The 17995-nt window shown below is 53.1% G+C and carries 14 protein-coding genes; 9 read left to right on the top strand and 5 right to left on the bottom strand.

The window, feature by feature from the left end; translation table 11 throughout:
• Positions 1 to 411: a peptide-methionine (R)-S-oxide reductase MsrB gene (gene msrB / locus QSK07_RS04165; RefSeq protein WP_285720525.1), complete on the bottom strand. Its 411-nt coding sequence runs from the start codon at positions 409 to 411 to the stop codon at positions 1 to 3.
• Positions 412 to 752: 341 nt separating this feature from the next.
• Here msrB and gapA point away from each other — a divergent pair, with 341 nt between their 5' ends.
• Together gapA and QSK07_RS04155 are read left to right on the top strand one after the other, a co-directional pair.
• Positions 753 to 1751: a glyceraldehyde-3-phosphate dehydrogenase gene (gene gapA, locus QSK07_RS04160; RefSeq protein ID WP_013358063.1), complete on the top strand. Its 999-nt coding sequence runs from the start codon at positions 753 to 755 to the stop codon at positions 1749 to 1751.
• Positions 1752 to 1825: 74 nt separating this feature from the next.
• Positions 1826 to 2725 (top strand): D-hexose-6-phosphate mutarotase, encoded by a 900-nt coding sequence (locus QSK07_RS04155; RefSeq protein WP_285720524.1) that lies wholly within the window; start codon positions 1826 to 1828, stop codon positions 2723 to 2725.
• Here QSK07_RS04155 and QSK07_RS04150 read toward each other — a convergent pair.
• On the bottom strand, positions 2722 to 3573 hold the full coding sequence (locus tag QSK07_RS04150; protein WP_285720523.1) for an aldo/keto reductase: 852 nt from the start codon (positions 3571 to 3573) through the stop codon (positions 2722 to 2724). The two genes, QSK07_RS04155 and QSK07_RS04150, sit on opposite strands and share 4 nt — an antisense overlap.
• A 72-nt stretch (positions 3574 to 3645) precedes the next feature.
• Positions 3646 to 4395 carry a MipA/OmpV family protein gene (locus tag QSK07_RS04145; RefSeq protein WP_098050349.1) on the bottom strand — a complete coding sequence of 250 codons (750 nt, stop codon included), beginning with the start codon at positions 4393 to 4395 and terminating at the stop codon, positions 3646 to 3648.
• 421 nt (positions 4396 to 4816) lie between these two features.
• Between QSK07_RS04145 and yeaG the strand changes: the two genes are divergently transcribed.
• From yeaG to QSK07_RS04115, 6 genes are all read left to right on the top strand, one after another.
• A complete protein-coding gene (gene yeaG / locus QSK07_RS04140) occupies positions 4817 to 6751 on the top strand; it encodes a protein kinase YeaG (RefSeq protein ID WP_098050348.1) in 1935 nt (644 codons plus the stop codon).
• 89 nt (positions 6752 to 6840) lie between these two features.
• Positions 6841 to 8115 (top strand): YeaH/YhbH family protein, encoded by a 1275-nt coding sequence (locus QSK07_RS04135; RefSeq protein ID WP_275219343.1) that lies wholly within the window; start codon positions 6841 to 6843, stop codon positions 8113 to 8115.
• Positions 8116 to 8362: 247 nt separating this feature from the next.
• The gene (locus tag QSK07_RS04130; protein ID WP_098050346.1) at positions 8363 to 10090 is read left to right on the top strand and encodes a potassium/proton antiporter; all 1728 of its coding nucleotides are present in this window, start codon (positions 8363 to 8365) and stop codon (positions 10088 to 10090) included.
• A 78-nt stretch (positions 10091 to 10168) separates the two neighbouring features.
• The gene (locus QSK07_RS04125) at positions 10169 to 10402 is read left to right on the top strand and encodes a DUF1480 family protein (RefSeq protein ID WP_013358069.1); all 234 of its coding nucleotides are present in this window, start codon (positions 10169 to 10171) and stop codon (positions 10400 to 10402) included.
• Positions 10403 to 10777: 375 nt separating this feature from the next.
• Complete coding sequence (gene wbaP, locus QSK07_RS04120; protein WP_285720522.1) at positions 10778 to 12244, top strand: undecaprenyl-phosphate galactose phosphotransferase WbaP; 1467 nt, start codon at positions 10778 to 10780, stop codon at positions 12242 to 12244.
• 127 nt (positions 12245 to 12371) lie between these two features.
• Positions 12372 to 13565, top strand: a complete 1194-nt coding sequence (locus QSK07_RS04115; RefSeq protein ID WP_161734030.1) for a multidrug effflux MFS transporter — start codon at positions 12372 to 12374, stop codon at positions 13563 to 13565.
• On the opposite strand, the gene dadX is transcribed toward QSK07_RS04115, so the two are convergent.
• Positions 13558 to 14628: a catabolic alanine racemase DadX gene (dadX, locus tag QSK07_RS04110; RefSeq protein ID WP_285720521.1), complete on the bottom strand. Its 1071-nt coding sequence runs from the start codon at positions 14626 to 14628 to the stop codon at positions 13558 to 13560. The two genes, QSK07_RS04115 and dadX, sit on opposite strands and share 8 nt — an antisense overlap.
• Positions 14629 to 14647: 19 nt before the next feature.
• Positions 14648 to 15949, bottom strand: coding sequence for a D-amino acid dehydrogenase (locus tag QSK07_RS04105; protein ID WP_285720520.1), 1302 nt, complete (start codon positions 15947 to 15949; stop codon positions 14648 to 14650).
• A gap of 504 nt (positions 15950 to 16453) precedes the next feature.
• Between QSK07_RS04105 and QSK07_RS04100 the strand changes: the two genes are divergently transcribed.
• Positions 16454 to 17989 (top strand): SpoVR family protein, encoded by a 1536-nt coding sequence (locus QSK07_RS04100; protein ID WP_013358074.1) that lies wholly within the window; start codon positions 16454 to 16456, stop codon positions 17987 to 17989.
• The last annotated feature ends 6 nt before the right edge of the window (positions 17990 to 17995 follow it).

Below are 17995 nucleotides of genomic sequence, written 5' to 3'. Positions count from 1 at the left end.
TTACCCTTTGGTCTGTTCGCCCTGCTCATCGGTGAAATTCAGCGAGGCGGAGTTAACACAGTAGCGCTCACCGGTCGGTTGCGGACCGTCGGGGAATACATGCCCCAGATGCGCATCGCAACTCCCGCAGCGGATCTCAACACGCTGCATGCCATGAGAATTGTCTTCGATATAGCGAATCGCATCATCATTCACCGGCTGGTAAAAACTGGGCCAGCCACAGCCTGAATCATATTTGGTCTCTGAGAGGAAAAGTGGTGCCTCACAAACCAGACAGTGGTAGATCCCTTCCTGCTTGTTGTGGAGCAACGCGCCGCTGTAAGGCGGTTCCGTTCCGTGATGCTGAGTGACGTAGCGCTGCATTTCAGTCAGCTGCGCAATTTTTGCTTCGGGTGCGGTGTCTTTAGCCATTTTAGGATTCCGGGAAGTGCCATTCTTAAAAATTCGACTATTATTCTAACAAATGATCAACATAAGTCGGGTCTTTTTTTGTGCTCACCCTTTCGGTCCGCCTTCCGCTAAGCGGATTTGTGACTTCGATCACCTTTTGTTACGGGCACCCCTATATATCCGGTGATTGATTCGACGAAGCACGATGTCATTGGCGGTACGCAAGCGGTTGCGCACCCAATAATTCCTCTCAGGCGAATTGATTTGTCGCAACAATTGACACGATTCCGCTTGACGCCTGGTAAGGTTTTTGTAATTTTACAGGCAACCTTTTATTCACTAATAAATAGCTGGTGGAATATATGACTATCAAAGTAGGTATCAACGGTTTTGGCCGTATCGGTCGCATCGTTTTCCGTGCTGCTCAGAAACGTTCTGACATCGAAATCGTTGCTATCAACGACCTGCTGGACGCGGATTACATGGCGTACATGCTGAAGTATGACTCTACACACGGTCGTTTCGACGGCACCGTAGAAGTTCAGGATGGCGCACTGGTCGTTAACGGTAAAAAAATCCGTGTTACTGCTGAGCGTGATCCGGCCAACCTGAAGTGGGATGAAGTGGGCGTTGACGTTGTTGCCGAAGCAACCGGTATCTTCCTGACCGACGAAACCGCGCGTAAACACATCACTGCAGGTGCTAAGAAAGTCGTTCTGACCGGTCCATCTAAAGATGACACTCCTATGTTTGTTCGTGGTGCGAACTTCGACAAATATGATGGCCAGGATATCGTTTCTAACGCTTCCTGTACCACTAACTGCCTGGCACCACTGGCAAAAGTCATCAATGACAAGTTTGGTATCGTTGAAGGTCTGATGACCACCGTTCACGCTACCACTGCGACTCAGAAAACCGTTGATGGCCCGTCTCACAAAGACTGGCGCGGCGGCCGTGGTGCATCGCAGAACATCATTCCTTCATCAACTGGCGCAGCAAAAGCCGTTGGTAAAGTTCTGCCAGAGCTGAACGGCAAACTGACTGGTATGGCATTCCGCGTACCTACTCCTAACGTTTCCGTTGTTGACCTGACCGTGCGTCTGGAAAAAGCGGCCTCTTACAAAGAAATCTGTGCTGCTATCAAAGCGGCTGCAGAAGGTGAGATGAAAGACGTTCTGGGCTACGTTGAAGATGACGTGGTTTCCACCGACTTCAACGGCGAAGTCCTGACTTCAGTGTTTGATGCTAAAGCGGGTATCGCGCTGAACGACAACTTTGTGAAACTGGTTTCCTGGTACGACAACGAAACTGGCTACTCAAACAAAGTTCTCGATCTGATTGCGCTGGTTTCTGCTAAATAAGGCAGACAGACATCATTGAGATCAAGGGCGACTTCGGTCGCCCTTTTTTTGATCCGCACAGGAAGGAATCGGACATGCAAGATAAACTGTTTTCTCTGCCCGTGGTCACACAGATTTCCCCTTACCTTTCGCAGCGTCAGATTGGCGAACTGCCGACGATTGTTGTCAGTCACCCTAAGGTACGGGCAGCGATCACGCTGCAGGGCGCGCACCTGATCGCCTGGCAACCGAGTGGTGAAAAGCCGGTGCTCTGGCTGAGCGACAAGAGTCTGTTTTCACTAGGCAAAGCGATACGTGGCGGCGTACCGATCTGCTGGCCCTGGTTTGGTCCTGCAGGCGAGCCGGCACACGGTTTTGCCCGGATTCAGACATGGAAGCTTACAGCGCATGATGAGAATGAAGATGGGGTAATGCTGACGCTGGTGCTTGAGAGCAACGCTCAGACGCTGAAACTGTGGCCACACGAATTTACCCTCATCGCCCGTTTCCGCCTGGGTCAGCATTGTGAGATTGAACTGGAAGCTCATGGTGACTTTGAAGCCACGGCAGCGCTGCATAGCTACTTTACCGTCAGTGACATCAACGGTGTTGAGGTCTCCGGTCTGGGCAACAGCTTTATCGACAAAGTCAATAACGGTGAGGTCGCCAGCAGTGATGGCAAACAGCGTTATCCGGGACGCATCGACCGTATCTTTACTGCAGCAGAAGATTGCTCGGTCATCAATGATTCAGCGGGTGAGCGACAGATCGAAGTTTACCATCACCATCAAAGTGACGTTGTCACCTGGAATCCAGGCGTTGAACTCTCCTGTAGCATGACGGATATGGCGAATGAGGGTTATAAGACAATGGTCTGTGTAGAGACGGCCCGAATCAGTAAGCCGCTACGTAGTGCAGGTGAAAAGCCGGCACGCCTGGCCACGACGTTCCGTCTTAAGAAGAAAGTCGCAGCCAGCGACAAAGCTAACGGCTAAACGATATCCAGCGGTAATTTATGCTGTGGTGATGGCCAGGCACGATCGATGAGCTGCAACTCTTCATCGGTCAGTTGCACCTCCAGCGCCGCAGCATTTTCCTGAACGTGAACCACAGAACTGGCTTTGGGAATGGCAATGACGCGAGGCTGACGAATCACCCAAGCCAGCAGTAATTGCGCCACGCTGATGCCCTTCTGTTGTGCAATCTGAGTCAGCACCACGTCGGTAAACAGCGCGTCACGCAGCCGTCCAGCCTGTGCCAGTGGACAATAGGCCATAACCGGCACGCCATGCTGCTGACAGACGGGCAGCAGATCAAATTCGATGCCGCGTGAGGCAAGATGGTAGAGCACCTGATTGGTCGCGCACTGATTGCCTCCGGGTTCGTGCCACAGTTCGGCCATATCATCAGTATCAAAATTCGAGACGCCCCAGTGACGAATCTTGCCCTGCTGCTGCAGGCGCTCCATGGCACGCAGGGTCTCTTCCAGCGGGATATTACCGCGCCAGTGCAGCAGATAGAGATCAAGGTAATCGGTCTGCAGACGGCGCAGACTGCGTTCACAGGCTTCAATGGCATCTACTTCGCCGGCATTCCACGGATAGACCTTCGACACCAGCAACGCTTTATCGCGACGTCCCAGCAGTGCCTGCCCGACCACCTCTTCAGCGCCGCCGTCTGCATACATTTCAGCGGTATCAATCAGCTGCAATCCACACTCCAGACCTGCCTGCAATGCCGCGACTTCACCCGCCCGCTGCGCCGGGTTTTCGCCCATATACCACGTGCCCTGACCAATTACCGACAGGTCACTGAAGCCAGCGAAGTTGATCGTGTTGCGCATTCTGCTCTCCCGCCTCATTATGAGGCCCCATAAAAGAACAGAGGGCACCCGGCGCCCTCTTTCGGTGCGTTATCAGAAGGTGTAGCTGACACCTGTCCAGATAGTCGTCTGCCCGCTCTTATCAATCATCGGGCTGTCTTTGATTTCACTGTCGAAGCGGGTGTAACGACCCACCACGCCAACATTCCACTGCGTTGCAATCTGATAGCTGGCACTCAGCTCAACATAAGGTGACCAGCTGTCGTCCGGATTGTAACGACTGATGCCGGTACGTGCGCTTTCATGCGCGGAAACACCGTAATAATAACGGTTTTGATTGGCGCTATTCCACATGGCACCGATGCCCGGCGTCAGGCTGAAGTCGCCCATCTGGATGGGGTAGAGGTAAGTCAGGTCCCAGATCATGCCGTTGCTGTTATTCAGCACGTCGCCCAGCAATGCCGTACGGACAACCCCCCAGTCGGCGGTGTGACGATAAGTAGCGCCACCCATCAGCGTCATGCGGCGCTTATCCAGCCCTTTCATATCGCCCAGATCGTTGTCGCTGGGTTTGTACTCCTGCGGTGAGCCCAGCAGCGTCAGTGAGAGCTGATTCTGAGGATCTTTCCACAGATAGTAACCGCCCTGCAGGCTGCGGAACCAGAAGTCTTCACCCTCATAATTGATGACCGGAACCGGAAGATAACGGTCCTGTCCGCCACGATAAGGTGAGTCGGCATAGATGACCGATGCCCCTACAGAAAGCGGAGCGGCATTGGCGTGCGCCGCCAGTAAATAACAGGGTAAAAGTGCAACAAGCGTCTTAAATTTGAATTGGTTCACAATTTATTCATTCCATAAATATAACAATCAAATAAGAAGTCTAACGTTTTTTTACGGCTGGATTAACTTATATCGAAATCCTTTAAGCAACCAACAGATGAAAGTGGCACCAAAGGTTAAAAACACGTTAAGTTAAAGCATCACCCATATGAACTCATCCCACAACTGACCCGAATTAGTCTTGATCATCCCCTCATTCGCCCAAACCCATGGAGGAAATTTCCTAGAAGCCATCTACAGTTAGAATTAACAGCAGAGATTTTGTACGAGCAGAGTAACCACAAAAGTTGTGTATCCCGATAAAAAAGATCAGGTTGGCATAAGGGTTGCTGTACTCAACAGAGAATATCTTCCGGGAGCTGCTACAAGTCTTAAATTATGCTCCTTACCTGTGCTAAAAAACGAAAGGACGGGCATCGCTATGAATATATTCGATCACTATCGTCAGCGTTATGAAGCTGCCAAGGACGAAGAGTTCACACTGCAGGAATTTCTTGCTGTCTGTAAGCAGGATCGCAGTGCATACGCCAACGCTGCAGAGCGACTTTTAATGGCTATCGGAGAGCCAGTAATGGTCGACACCGCTCAGGAGCCACGCCTTTCCAGAATATTCTCCAATCGTGTGATGGGACGCTATCCGGCGTTCGAGGAGTTCTACGGCATGGAGGAAGCGATTGAACAGATCGTCTCCTATCTGAAACATGCCGCTCAGGGACTTGAGGAGAAGAAACAGATCCTCTATTTACTGGGTCCGGTGGGTGGCGGTAAATCTTCCCTGGCTGAACGGCTTAAGTCGCTGATGCAGCGGGTGCCCATCTATGTACTCAGCGCTGACGGTGAACGCAGTCCGGTTAACGATCATCCTCTTTGCCTGTTCAATCCACAGGAAGACGCACATATTCTTGAAAAAGAGTATGGCGTCCCGCGCCGTTACCTCGGCACCATCATGTCGCCGTGGGCTGCGAAACGCCTTCACGACTTTGGTGGCGATATTTCGCGGTTTAAAGTCGTAAAAGTCTGGCCGTCGATTCTGGAACAGCTGGCGATCGCCAAAACCGAGCCGGGTGATGAGAACAACCAGGATATTTCTGCGCTGGTGGGTAAAGTAGACATCCGTAAACTGGAAAACCACGCGCAAAACGATCCTGATGCCTACGGTTACTCTGGCGCACTCTGCCGTGCGAATCAGGGTATCATGGAGTTCGTGGAAATGTTTAAAGCGCCGATTAAGGTGCTGCACCCACTCCTGACAGCAACACAGGAAGGGAACTACAACGGCACCGAGGGAATTTCGGCGCTGCCGTTTAACGGCATTATTCTGGCGCACTCCAATGAATCAGAGTGGGTGACATTCCGTAACAACAAGAATAATGAAGCGTTCCTTGACCGCGTTTACATCGTCAAGGTGCCCTATTGCCTGCGGGTCTCTGAAGAGATCAAAATTTACGACAAACTGCTTAATCACAGTGAGCTGGCAACCTCGCCCTGTGCGCCGGGTACGCTGGAAACGCTGGCACGCTTCTCTATCCTGTCACGACTCAAGGATCCTGAGAACTCCAGCATCTATTCCAAAATGCGGGTGTACGATGGTGAGAGCCTGAAGGACACCGACCCCAAAGCGAAGTCCTGGCAGGAGTATCACGACTACGCCGGTGTGGATGAAGGCATGAACGGTCTCTCAACCCGCTTTGCCTTTAAGATTCTGTCGCGGGTATTTAACTTCGATCACGCCGAAGTCGCAGCTAACCCGGTGCACCTGTTCTACGTGCTGGAGCAGCAGATTGAGCGCGAGCAGTTCCCGCAGGATCAGGCGGAGAAATACCTTGAGCACCTCAAAGGCTATCTGATTCCTAAATATGCTGAGTTTATTGGCAAAGAGATTCAGACCGCCTATCTGGAATCCTACTCTGAATATGGTCAGAACATTTTTGACCGCTACGTGACCTATGCCGACTTCTGGATCCAGGATCAGGAGTATCGCGATCCCGATACCGGACAGTTGTTTGATCGTGAATCGCTCAACGCGGAGCTGGAGAAGATCGAGAAGCCTGCTGGCATCAGTAACCCGAAGGATTTCCGTAACGAGATCGTTAACTTCGTGCTGCGCGCCAGGGCACACAATAACGGTCGCAATCCGAACTGGACCAGTTACGAGAAATTGCGCACCGTGATTGAGAAGAAAATGTTCTCGAATACGGAAGAGTTGCTGCCGGTCATCTCGTTTAACACCAAGACCTCGACCGATGAGCAGAAAAAGCATGATGATTTTGTCGATCGCATGATGGAAAAAGGCTATACCCGCAAACAGGTTCGCCTGCTGTGCGAATGGTATCTGCGTGTGCGTAAATCGTCCTGATAAGAGTCTGTAAGCTTGCCGGTAAGTGATACCGGTCTGACAGGGTCGGGTTCGCCCGGCCTGCTTACAATGAAGTTTGGGGGAATACCATGGCCTATTTCATCGATCGCCGGCTTAACGGCAAAAACAAGAGCGCGGTAAACCGCCAGCGCTTCTTGCGCCGTTATAAGTCGCAAATTAAGCAGTCGATCTCCGAGGCCATCAATAAACGCTCGGTGACCGACGTAAGCAGCGGTGAGTCCGTCTCAATCCCGATTGACGATATCAATGAGCCGATTTTCCATCAGGGGCGCGGCGGTAACCGCCATCGGGTCCATCCGGGCAACGACCATTTTGTTCAGAACGACCGCGTTGAGCGTCCGCAGGGTGGCGGTGGCGGCGGCAGTGGTCAGGGCAATGCCAGTCAGGATGGTGAAGGTCAGGATGAGTTTGTCTTTCAGATATCGAAAGATGAGTATCTTGACCTGCTGTTTGAAGACCTCGCCCTGCCTAACCTGCGTCGTAACCAGCATCGTCAGCTGAATGAGTATAAGACCCACCGGGCCGGTTTCACCTCTAATGGCGTGCCGGCCAATATCAGTGTTGTGCGCTCATTGCAGAACTCGCTAGCGCGTCGTACGGCAATGACAGCAGGTAAACGCCGGATGCTGCACGAACTGGAAGAGACGCTGCAGGAAGTTGAGAACGCTGAACCGGCACAACTGCTGGAGGAGGAACGGCTGCGCAGAGAGATTGCCGAGTTACGGGCGCGCATTGAACGCGTGCCGTTTATCGACACCTTCGATCTGCGCTACAAAAACTTTGAGAAGCGGCCGGAGCCTTCCAGCCAGGCAGTCATGTTCTGTCTGATGGATGTATCCGGTTCAATGGATCAGGCGACTAAGGATATGGCCAAACGCTTCTATATCCTGCTATACCTGTTCCTGAGCCGCACCTACAAGAATGTCGATGTGGTTTATATTCGCCATCATACGCAGGCTAAAGAAGTCGACGAACAGGAGTTCTTCTACTCTCAGGAGACGGGCGGCACCATCGTTTCCAGTGCGCTGAAACTGATGGATGAGGTGGTGAAAGAGCGTTATGACCCGGCGCAATGGAACATCTATGCAGCACAGGCCTCGGATGGTGATAACTGGGCTGACGACTCTCCGCTCTGTCATGAGATTCTGGCGAAGCACATTCTGCCGGTCGTGCGTTACTACAGTTATATTGAGATTACCCGCCGGGCGCATCAGACCCTGTGGCGTGAATATGAGCATCTGCAGGCGACGTTTGATAACTTTGCCATTGAACATATTCGTGAGCCGGAAGATATTTATCCGGTGTTCCGATCGCTGTTCCATAAACAGGCAGCGGAAGCCTGACAACCCGAGCCGGTTAATTACCGGCTTTTTTATCTGCCGAATAACCTGCTAAAACAGTCTGTTTTCTCCCGCTTGCCTGCCAACCCCCTCATTCTTCACATTAATCTGATTCCATATGCGGTTAAGCAATTCGTATAATACGCATTTTCACAATGACAACTCCTTGATAAAACATTATCTTTCAGAGATAGCATGGATATTTGTCACCCCTTGCTGCATCGCACTGTCATATCTCAGGAGACCGGGTTTGAACCACACTATTGTTTACAGTCTGTTTATCATTGGTTCCGTGCTGGTCGCATCGAGTATTCTGCTCAGCTCTTTCTCGTCCCGGCTGGGCATTCCTATTCTGGTTATCTTCCTTGCACTGGGCATGCTGACCGGTATTGATGGTATTGGTGGCATCGCCTTTGATAACTATCCGGCAGCCTATCTGATTTCAAACCTGGCGCTGGCGATCATCCTTCTGGATGGTGGCATGCGGACTAAGGCCAGCTCATTTAAAGTTGCACTGGGGCCTGCGCTGTCGCTGGCCACTGTAGGGGTAATGATTACCGCGGGCTTAACCGGCGTAGTGGCGGCCTGGCTATTTAACCTCGATATGATGCAGGGCTTCCTGATTGGCGCCATCATCGGCTCTACGGACGCCGCCGCCGTCTTCTCTCTGCTGGGTGACAAAGGCCTGAATGAGCGCGTCAGCTCCACGCTGGAGATTGAATCGGGCAGCAATGACCCGATGGCGGTGTTTCTGACCATCACCCTGATTGAGATGATCGAGCAGGGCCGCAGCGGCCTTGACTGGATGTTCCTGGTGCATCTGGTGCAGCAGTTTGGTCTGGGTATTGTGTTAGGCCTGGGCGGCGGCTGGGCGCTGCAGCAGCTGATTAACCGCATCAGTCTGGCCGGTGGCCTTTATCCGCTGCTGGCGCTGAGCGGTGGCATTCTGGTGTTCGCCCTGACCACGGTGTTAGAGGGCAGCGGTATCCTGGCGGTCTATCTGTGCGGCTTTTTACTGGGCAACAGCCCGATTCGTAACCGACACGGCATTCTGCAGACCTTTGATGGGATGGCATGGTTGAGCCAGATCGGCATGTTCATCGTGCTGGGGCTGCTGGTGACGCCCTCTGATTTATGGCATATCGCGGTGCCGGCGATGATTCTCTCGCTATGGCTGATTCTGGTGGCGCGCCCGTTATCGGTGTTTATTGGGCTGCTGCCGTTCCGCAGCTTCACCACGCGCGAACGATTTTTTATCAGCTGGGTCGGCTTACGCGGTGCGGTGCCGATTATCCTCGCGGTTTTCCCGATGATGGCCGGATTAGAGAACGCCTCGCTCTATTTTAATATCGCCTTCTTTGTAGTGCTGGTTTCCCTGATGTTGCAGGGCACCTCGCTGGGCTTTGCGGCGAAAAAAGCCAAAGTAGTGGTGCCGCCGACTGCTTCGCCGATCAGCCGTGTCGGCCTGGATATTCATCCGGAAAATCCGTGGGAGCAGTTTGTTTATCAGCTCAGCGCTGATAAGTGGTGCGTGGGTGCCGCACTGCGTGACCTGCAGATGCCGCGCGAGACCCGCATCGCCGCCCTGTTCCGTGACAACGTGCTGATGCACCCCAACGGCGGGACACGGCTGAAAGAGAACGACGTCATTTGCGTGATTGGTCGTGAGCGCGACCTTCCGGCGCTGGGCAAAATGTTCAGCCAGTCGCCGCCGGTTTCGCTCGATCAGCGCTTCTTTGGTGACTTTATTCTGGATGCAGAGGCCCGCTTGCGTGATGTGGCCCAGATTTATGGACTCGAGCTGGATGAGAGCACTAACGATCAGCAGTCACTGGGACAACTGGTGCTGGCGATGCTGGGCGGCTCGCCGGTCGTCGGCGATCAGGTGGAGTGGAATCAGCTGACCTGGACCGTCGCGGAGAAAGAGGATAACCGCATCGTGAAGATTGGTGTCCGTCCGGCTGAAGAGAAGGAATAATCCTAATCATTCAGCCACGTTATTTTCTCTCAGTGCGCTAAGCTTAACTGTCTATGCCAGTTAAAACGGGAGAAATGAATGGGACACGTGGTTAAAATTGGTCGTTATGAGATTGTAGATGCCGATCTTGACAGTGAGAACGCCGACACCGTCAGTATCCCCTGTCACACCAATCCCGGCTTAATTACCCAACTCGATGGCTGGGATCGTGACACCAGCGTACCGGCCTGGATTGACGGGGAGCCAGTGAATCTGCAGATTGGCCACTACGATAAACAGCAGGACCGCTGGATTTTAAAGAAACCTGCCTGAGCCACTATCACTACCGCCAGTCATATGATTTGGCGGTAATTCCTAAAAAGCGTCTTAAACAATTTGGTTATAACCGACCCATTCCTTATTTTATTCAATAAAAACCTGCAGTTAGCGATTTAAAACTTTAATCACTTTTGATGTTTTCAGATTTTTTCCGTATTAACTCTGTCAAATAACTCCTGCATACTCATTCTCAATGCTGCAACATTTCGTGAGTACCATCACGCTTTAATCGTTACTTTTTTGCAGCTGCACTGGCTGTACTGACTGCAACAGACTGAAAAATTATTTTTAATTTTTCAGAGGCCCACTCCTGAGCGCGTATTTGATTCTGATCAGGCCATCTTTTACTTGAGAAAGAGAGCAGGTTTTATGGCAAGTACATTGATAATGAATAGCCCGAGCCGCTCGTGGAGCGGAACGCGTAAAAATATCATCGTGAAATTCGCCCTGAGTTTTTCCGATCTGATTGCACTTAACCTGGCACTGTTTTTATCTGCCGCGACAATACAGGGTATTTGGGGCGAGCTGGATACATTTATTCCACCGCATCAGATTGAATATCGTTTTGTGGCTCAGTTTATTATGTCAGTCATGTGTACCGGCTGGTTCTGGGTACGACTGCGCCATTACACCTATCGCAAACCCTTCTGGTTTGAACTGAAAGAGATCGTTAAAACATTATTTGTTTTCTCGCTGCTCGACCTGGCACTTATCGCTTTCTCTAAATGGGATTTCTCCCGCATGGTGTGGGTCTTCAGCTGGACATATGCCCTGCTGCTGCTGCCGCTGATGCGCGCTCTGGTTAAACGTGCCATTAATAAGGCGGGCCAGTGGCAGAAAGAGACCATCATTATCGGTTCCGGCCGCAACGCCACTGAAGCGTATGCGGCGCTGCAGAGTGAAGAGATTCTGGGCTACAACGTTCAGGCCTTTATCTCAGTCGATGATGTTCCTGCTCAGCAGAGCGTGAATGGTGTGCCAGTGATCACCTGGAAAGACATTAACTGGCAGACCATTGACCGTGACAACGTGCAGTTTATTGTTGCTATGGAGTATGAGCAGCAGCCGATGCGGGATCGCTGGCTGAAGTTCCTGTCGAAGATGAACTGTCGGTCCGTCTCGGTGATCCCTACGCTGCGCGGCGTGCCGCTTTACGGCACGGATATGTCCTTTATCTTCAGTCATGAAGTGATGATCCTGCGCGTCAGCAATAACCTCGCGAAACACTCCTCCCGTTTCATGAAGCGTGCCTTTGATATCATCGTAGCGTCTATGCTGCTGCTGTTCCTTGGCCCAATCTTTGCCCTGCTCTGCTATATGGTGAAGCGTGACGGCGGCAATGCAATTTATGGTCACGAACGTGTGGGCCAGAATGGCAAAAAATTCAAATGTCTGAAATTCCGTTCCATGGTGACCAATTCCAAAGAGGTGCTGGAGAAATTGCTGGCGAACAGTGAAGAGGCCCGGATGGAGTGGGACAAAGATTTCAAACTGAAGAATGACCCGCGCGTAACCCGGATTGGCAGCTTCCTGCGTAAAACCAGCCTCGACGAATTGCCGCAGCTGTGGAACGTAATTCGTGGTGAGATGAGTCTGGTCGGCCCGCGTCCGGTCATCGAAGCTGAACTGGAGCGTTATGCCGGTGACGTTGACTACTACCTGATGGCCAAGCCAGGCATGACCGGCCTCTGGCAGGTCAGCGGACGTAACGATATCGACTATGATACCCGCGTCTATTTTGACTCCTGGTATGTCAAAAACTGGGCGCTCTGGACCGATATCGCGATTCTGTTCAAAACCGCAGGCGTGGTGCTACGCCGCGACGGTGCTTACTAAGCAAGACCCTGCGATGCCTGTTTACAGCAGGCATCGCACTTTCCGCACGACTTCCTCTATCTTTTTTGCCTCTGAATCATTACCCTCTGCGCTCGTTTTTTAACAGAACGTTTACCCTCTGGTTGTTATGCAAAAATTTACTCTGCTGTTATTAAGCCTGGTGCTGCTGGCACCTTTAGGCATCGATCTCTATTTGCCCACGCTGCCGCAGATTGCAGAAGGGCTGGATACACCGGTCTCACTGGTACAGACCACCATTCCTCTGTTTTTACTGGTGATGGGGCTGGGCCAGCTGGTGACCGGTCCGCTGGTGGACAACTATGGCCGTAAGCCGATTGCCCTGCTGGGGCTGGGGCTCTACATCACCGGCAGCGCCATCGCCGCCACCGCGACCTCATTTCCGCTGTTCGTCCTTGCCCGTCTGGTGCAGGGCTGTGGCGTCTGCTGCAGCGCGGTAGTCGCCTTTAGCGGCGTGCGCGACCGTCTGAGCGGTGATGATGCCGCCCGCGCCTATGGCTTCCTGAACGGTGCATTAAACATCGTTCCAGCTCTGGCCCCACTGCTGGGTGGTCTGCTGGCCAGCGCCTTTGACTGGCGCGCGCCGTTCTGGTTCCTCTGCGCCTACGGCGTGCTGATTACGCTGCTGGTGATTATCTGGCTGCCGGAAACACGTCCGGCGGATACGCTGCGGGTCAAAGGATTACCGGTTAAACAGTACGCTGAAATCCTGCGTCAGCCGCGCTTCCTGGCCTTCGCCTTTGCCAATGCCGGTGCGCTGGGTATGGTGCTGACCTATGTGTCGCTGGCACCGCAGGTGTTAATGACTGAAGGCGGGCTGACGCCGATCCAGTTCTCCTTTGCGTTTGGCGCTAACGGGTTCTGGATCATGTTTGTCAGTATGTTCGTGAACAAAGCGATTCGTAAAGCAGGTCGACCGTTCTGTCTGGCAATGGGATTCTTCACCATGCTGCTGGGCGCGGTGCTGCTGGTGGCAGGGATGCAGATTTTCCCGGCGGAGATGCAGACACACTGGGCGCTCTACATGTTCCCGGTCGCCGTGTCAGTGGCCGGACTGGCCTTTACGGTGGGGCCGGCCACCAGCTATGCGCTGGAGCCCTATCAGCAACAGGCGGGCGTGGCGTCCGCCCTGCAGGGCTTTATTCAGATGGCCGGTGGTGCGGCAGGCAGCCTGGTGATCGTCGCGCTGCCAGTGGCGGAGAAGCTGTCGCTGAGTCTGATGATGCTGCTGGGTGCAGCGCTGGCCTTTATCGCCTGGCGCTGCAGCAGAAAGATGCGCGGCAGCCTGACCGCGCTTAAATAACCGTGACCGGGACGCGGGGTGCCAGCGCGCACATCAACTCGTACCCTACCGTTCCGGCCGCTTTCGCCACCTGATCGATTTTTACCTGCTCCCCCCACAACTCAACGGCGGAACCAATGCCAGCCTGTGGACAGGGGGTTAAATCCACCGTAATCATATCCATCGAAACCGCGCCAACCACCTGTGTCATCACGCCATCGACGCAGACCGGCGTGCCGGTCGGGGCATGGCGCGGATAGCCATCGGCGTAACCACAGGCTACGACGCCAATCCGCTGCGCTGTGCTGGCGTGATAACGGTAGCCGTAACCGACGCCATCGCCCGCCTGTAACTGCTGAACCGCAATAATCTCACTGCTCAGGGTCATCACTGGCTTCAAACCGCTTCCAGCAATGTCCTGCCAGTCACCGCTGGGCGACGCGCCGTACAGAACAATACCGGGCCGGACCCAGTCAAAATGCGCTTCAGGATGCCATAAGGTGCAGGCAGAATTCGATAGCGACCGCGGGCAATTCAGCCCCTCCGCCGCCTGCTCAATACGCTGCAGCGGTGCAATCAGGCCCTGCGGATTTTCGGCATCGGCAAAATGGGCCATCAGCGTCATCTCACCGACATTGCTCAGCGCCCGCAGCTTCTGCCAGGCGCCAGAAACCTGCTCCGGGCGAAAGCCCAGACGGTTCATGCCGCTGTTCATTTTGAGATAGATATCAACCGGCGCAGAGAGGCTGGCACTGGCCAGCGCCTTGATTTGCCAGTTACTGTGTACGCTGGTGGTCAGGCGATAGCGGTCAATCAGCTGCAGATCCTCTGGCTGGAAAAATCCCTCCAGCAGCAGAATCGGCTTTTTCCAGCCCTGCTCGCGCAGCAGAATGGCTTCTTCCATATTTAGCAACGCAAAGCCGTCGGTGGCAGATAACGCTTCGCGTACGCGATCAATGCCATGGCCATATGCATTGGCTTTCACCACTGACCAGACGCGGGATGCGGGCGCCGCCTGGCGAACAACAGTCAGGTTATGACGAAGCGCCTGCTGGTTAATGGTAGCGACAATCGGACGTGACATCCTCTCTCTCCCTGAATACTTAACGAGTTGCGTTGGCGTTACGCAGCGGCGATGAGGTCGCCGCGAAACCGGGTAAGTAGCGGAACACCGCTAAGTCATCCGCCGCAATGGCTGGCTTTTTACCGGAGATGAGATCGGCCAGCAACTGACCTGAACCACACGCCATCGTCCAGCCCAGCGTACCGTGACCGGTATTGAGATAAAGATTGGAGAGTGGCGTGGCACCGACAATCGGCGTACCGTCTGGCGTCATCGGACGCAGACCGGTCCAGAAACTCGCCTGCGCGAGATGACCGCCTTCAGGATAGAGATCACTGACCACCATCTCCAGCGTTTCCCGCCGTGCTTCGGTGAGTCTGGTGTTAAAACCAACAATTTCCGCCATTCCGCCGACGCGGATACGATCGTCAAACCGGGTCACCGCCACTTTGTAGGTCTCATCCAGAATCGTCGAAACCGGGGCAGCATCAGGATTTTTAATCGGAATAGTGAGTGAGTAGCCTTTCAGCGGATAGACCGGAATATCAATGACGTTTTTTAGCAGTGCGGTGGAGTAGGAACCAAAGGCCACTACATAGCTGTCCGCCTTGATGATTTCCTCGCCGCACTTCACACCATAAATACGATTGCCATCGCGCAGCAGGTGATCGACCGGGGTGTTAAAGCGGAAAACCACGCCCGCCTCTTCGGCCATTTTTGCCAGCCGCTGCGTAAAGAGCTGGCAGTCACCGGTTTCATCGTTAGGCAGGCGCAATCCGCCAGTGAGTTTATGCCGGGTTGCCGCCAGCGCCGGTTCCACGCGAGACAGCTCATGTGCCTCCAGCAGCTCATAGGGCACGCCCGCGTCGCGCAGTACCGCAATATCTTTACTGGCGCTGTCGAACTGCTGCTGCGTGCGAAACAGCTGCAATGTTCCGCCCTGACGACCCTCATAGGCGATGCCGGTCTCAGAGCGCAACACTTTCAGACAGTCACGACTGTATTCGGCAATCCGCACCATGCGGCTTTTGTTCTGCTGATAGTGGTTGATGTCGCAGTTACGCAGCATGTGCCACATCCACTCCAGTTGGAAACTGCTGCCATCCAGCCGGATAGCCAGCGGCGCGTGGCGCTGGAACATCCACTTCACCGCTTTCAGCGGCACGCCTGGCGCCGCCCAGGGCGCGGCATAGCCCGGTGAGATTTGACCCGCATTTCCTGCGCTGGTCTCCATCGCCGCAGCGGGCTGACGATCGATGACGGTAACCTGATGTCCGGCACGCGCCAGATACCAGGCGCTTGCCACGCCAACCACACCACTTCCAAGAATGACTACATGCATAGCTCCCCCACCCGGCATATAAAAGCATAATTCACTGTTCAGCAGATGATAGTCAGCGGATTCACACAGCGGACACCATCCCATAAATTCAGCATCTATTTCACATCTTTTTCACTTTTCAGGTAACTAAAATCTTGTCACACGGCCAATTTCAGCGCTTTATGCGCCTTAATCCATAAACACAGAAATAAATGACAATGAAAGCAGTTAAACCTGCGCATGGCAGGAGAATCATTCAACCCCATACATTCTGCTTATAAACAGGATGATATTCCGCGCTTTGAAATAACGTTCGAATTAAAGGCTATTAAATTCTCTGCGGCACCAGTCTTAATGATTTTGTGCCAAAGAATTCGTTTGAGTTCGCATTTCGGATAAGCGACAGTGGGCTATCATTGTTGTGTTCACTCAGTTTTTTTCGGGTTCCCTTTTTCAGGATGAAGCCTTAAATAACCAGAACGGGTTGTCTTTCGGGTCAGCCGGTTTGCAAAAAAGAGGTGCGCTATGACGACAATCTTTGACGAAGCCATCAGAGACAGCAAACGACTCAATGACGGACCAGACTGGACATTTGAACTGCTTGATGTCTACTTAGCAGAGATAGACCGGGTTGCTAAACTCTACCGGCTTGATACCTACCCGCACCAGATAGAAGTGATTACCTCAGAACAGATGATGGATGCCTATTCCAGCGTGGGCATGCCCATCAACTATTCACACTGGTCATTCGGTAAAAAGTTTATCGAGACCGAGCAGCGCTATAAGCATGGTCAGCAGGGTCTGGCCTATGAAATCGTTATCAATTCCAACCCCTGCATCGCCTATCTGATGGAAGAAAACACCATGACCATGCAGGCACTGGTGATGGCGCATGCCTGCTATGGTCATAACTCCTTCTTCAAGAATAACTATCTGTTCCGCAGCTGGACGGATGCCGGATCGATTGTCGATTATCTGCTGTTCGCCAAAAACTATATCAGTGACTGCGAAGAGCGTTATGGCGTCGAAGAGGTCGAGCGGCTGCTCGACTCGTGCCATGCCCTGATGAATTATGGCGTTGATCGCTATAAACGCCCGCAGAAAATCTCCCTTCAGGAGGAGAAGGCGCGGCAGAAAAGCCGTGAAGAGTATCTGCAGAGCCAGGTGAATACGCTATGGCGAACGCTGCCGCGGCGCGAGAAAGAGACAGTGGCTTTTGAAGCGGCACGCTACCCTTCTGAGCCGCAGGAAAACCTGCTCTATTTTATGGAAAAAAATGCCCCGCTGCTGGAGTCCTGGCAGCGTGAGATCCTGCGCATTGTGCGCAAGGTGAGCCAGTATTTCTATCCACAGAAGCAGACGCAGGTAATGAACGAAGGCTGGGCGACGTTCTGGCACTACACCATCCTTAATCACCTGTACGATGAAGGCAAAGTATCGGAACGCTTTATGATGGAGTTCCTGCACAGTCACACCAACGTCGTGTATCAGCCGCCCTATAACAGTCAGTGGTACAACGGCATCAACCCTTATGCGTTAGGGTTTGCGATGATGCAGGATATCAAGCGGATCTGTCAGTCACCGACTGAAGAGGATCGTTACTGGTTCCCGGATATCGCCGGCTCCGACTGGCTGGAAACCCTGCATTTTGCAATGCGTGAGTTTAAGGATGAAAGTTTTATCAGCCAGTTCCTGTCGCCGAAAGTGATGCGTGATTTCCGTCTCTTCACCGTACTGGATGACGACCGCAACAACTATCTGGAGATCGCCGCTATCCACGATGAGGCGGGCTATCGGGCCATTCGCCAGCAACTCTCTGCACAGTACAACCTGAGTAATCTTGAGCCTAATATTCAGGTCTACAACGTCGATCTGCGTGGCGATCGTTCGCTGACTTTGCGTTATGTGCCACAGAGCCGTACGCCGCTCGATAAGAGTCGTCGCGAGGTGCTGAAGCATGTGCATCGTCTGTGGGGGTTTGATGTGATTCTGGAACAGCAGAACGAAGACGGCAGCGTCGAGTTACTGGATCGTAATCCGCCGCGCGGTTCATCACTCTGATGGGCT

The organism is Pantoea sp. QMID4 (assembly GCF_030270445.1).
Lineage (GTDB): Bacteria > Pseudomonadota > Gammaproteobacteria > Enterobacterales > Enterobacteriaceae > Pantoea > Pantoea vagans.
The sequence above is the reverse complement of the archived record's forward strand: the minus strand, read 5'-3'. Positions and strand labels throughout refer to the sequence as shown.